At 65.0% G+C, this 2,597-nt stretch carries 2 protein-coding genes; one reads left to right on the forward strand and one right to left on the reverse strand.

Features of this window, described 5'->3' with window-relative positions; genetic code table 11:
* Positions 1–675 (forward strand): C40 family peptidase (locus tag AMK24_RS32480; RefSeq protein WP_199876561.1); only part of this gene is annotated, 675 nt, incomplete at its 5' end.
* Between the two features lie 131 nt (positions 676–806).
* Here the strand turns inward: AMK24_RS32480 and AMK24_RS32485 are convergent.
* Entirely contained in the window at positions 807–1,760 is a 954-nt protein-coding gene (locus AMK24_RS32485) for a pentapeptide repeat-containing protein (protein ID WP_073772458.1), read from the reverse strand.
* Positions 1,761–2,597 lie beyond the last annotated feature (837 nt).

The following is a 2,597-nucleotide window of genomic DNA, read 5'->3' on the forward strand; positions in this document are numbered from 1 at the left end:
GACCGGGCGGTGGGGCCGATGCAGTTCCTCCCCTCGACGTGGGAGGGCCCCAGCGGGCAGGACGGCAACGGCGACGGGGCCAAGGACCCGCACAACGCCTACGACACGGCCCTGGGCGCGGCCGCCTACCTGTGCGGCACGGGCGCCGCCGACCTCTCCAACCCCGCCGAGCTGCGCAGGGCGGTGTTCCGGTACAACCGGTCGACCGCGTACGTCGACAAGGTCACCGGGCACGTCACCGCCTACGACCAGACCGGACCGGTGGCCGGCGTCCCTGTCGGCGCGCCGGCCGGTGGGCTCGCCGGGGACGTCATCGCCGTCGCCCGCAAGCAGATCGGCCTGCCCTACGTCTGGGGCGGCGGCAACACCGCAGGGCCGACCGGCGGCGGATTCGACTGCTCCGGACTCCTCGTCTACGCCTTCCACAAGGCCGCCGGAATCACCCTCCCCCGCACGTCGCAGACGATGCGCGGATCGGGGAACCCCGTCGACCGGACCGCGGCCCAGCCCGGCGACATCATCGTCATCAACAACGACGGCAACTGGGGCCACGTCGGCCTCTACATCGGCAACGGCACCATGATCCACGCCCCCCGGCCCGGCAAGAGGGTGGAGACCACCCCTCTCGCCGGGTACTGGTCGAAGTTCGACTGGGACGTACGCCGGGTCCTCTAGCCCCGCAGGTTTCCCACCCCGAGGAATCTGACGGAAAAGTCGGACGAAATCATCAGCGAAACGTCGAGACAACCACCCAAATTCGCAGGTCAAACCAATCGCTGACGACAGAATTAACGAGACTCGACGGTCTACTCCGCCTCCTTCCGTAGCTTGTCCAGGATCAGGGGATTCTCCGCCACCTGGCGGGGCAGAACCGTCTTGCCATCAATCTTCGAGTCCAGCAATTGCACGGCTTCAACCTTTGCCTCAGCGGGACAGCTGGAGACGTCGTTAACGATCAATTTCGCTCCACGAAGGTCCGCGAACGACAGCTGAGCCCCGCGGAGATCAGCTCCTCCCAGGTCAGCATTCAAGAAATTCGTTCCGGCGAGGAACGCGTCGCGCAGCCTCGCCCCCTTAAAGCTGGCGTAGGAGAATCTCCCCAGCATCAGATCAACACGGGACAGGTCCGTGAACGAAAGGTCGATCCGCCCCTCCTTCTGGTCCCTGCGTGGCCTGCGGCCCAGAACGGACAGCGCCGCCTGCACGTCATCGGCAGGCCGCAACGTCCCGTGAATCTGACCGGCGAGCGCTTCAGCGTCAGGGTCCTCGCGGGGCGCCCGCTGGCGTACGAACGCGGCCAGGATCTGAACCACCATCGCTTGGTCCTTCTCCGAGTCCCGCATGATCCGCTCCAGGGCGTAAATGCCACCCAGCCGCTCAGTGAGGCCAGATCCGTCGGGGGAATCCTTTGTCGCCAGCAGCTTGATCGCGTCGACGTACAGGTCGGTGTATTGCGATTCCCGGGTCATCTCAGCTTGTTCGCGGTCCTTGGCCCGGGTGTGCTCCAGTTGGTCCAGGGTCGCTTGGTGGTTGCGGTGGGTGTAGATCAGGCCGACCGCCGCGGTCAGTGCCACACCGACGGCTACCAGAGCAGTCCGGAAGCCAGTGATCACAACACCGTCGGCGGGTTCGAGATCCTTGGTGCGCAGGTGAGCTCCGTCGAACCACCAGGGCCCCTTCCACAGCAGCAACCCGAACACAGTGACCCCTAGCGCCGCCGCGATCAGGGGCCATGAGAGCCGCTTCTTCTTCGTCGTCATGCCCGCAGTATCTCGATTTGCCGCCACGGCAGTTGAACGCCGTAAGGCTTCCTCTCCGCCCAGCTCCAGCGTCTTCGACGAGCCGACCGGGCGTGGAGCCCTCCCCCGGTGTCGGGGACCACCAGGATGAGGGCCGTCAGGCCCGCTGCACCCCGGCCCGTCAAGCCCCTGGCCCCGTCGTGCTTCGCGGGGCCCTGCTCAGCCACGGCCCCGCCGCACCGCCTGTACGGCGCTCCACCTCGATGCAGTCGTGGCGGGGCAACCGGCCATCACCGATCGATTTCAGCCACATTATCGACTATCTTTTCGGCCAGAATTCCCACGCTGCACCTTTTCCGGTCGCAATACTGCACTGAAAAGCAGTTCCATCCCGGCGGAAAAATTGTTCGCATTCTACGCGCTTCCTGATCGACTTTGACAAAAAAATTGCACTTCTGTGAGCTTTCCTGGTCGGCCCCCTACATCAGGCGGCTGGCAAGTGAGCTGGTCACAGAGGCGCGGACCCCTCTCCGGCACGGAGGGTTCCGCGTAACGCCGGCGTATACCAGTACGATCTTTCGCTTTATTTTTCCCCCCTTTTTTCATGCCTGATCCGTGAAGGGGATCGCACAACGTTGCAGGTGGGAGCGCTCAAACGAGAACTCCAACGTCCCGTAGAGTGACTATCGCTTCCCCGAGTGGGGCCCCGCACAGAACCTTGTGCCGGGGGCTTCCCGGCGCAAGTCCCCTCCCCAGGGGGCTTCCTCTGGGGCTACCGGAAGGGAAGCACGATGAGCAGAAGCATCCCGTGCAGCAGTTGCGGGCGGCCGTCTTCACCGTGGACGCCGTCGACCTGGC

The sequence above is a fragment of the Streptomyces sp. CB02366 genome, from assembly GCF_001905905.1.
Classification (GTDB): domain Bacteria; phylum Actinomycetota; class Actinomycetes; order Streptomycetales; family Streptomycetaceae; genus Streptomyces.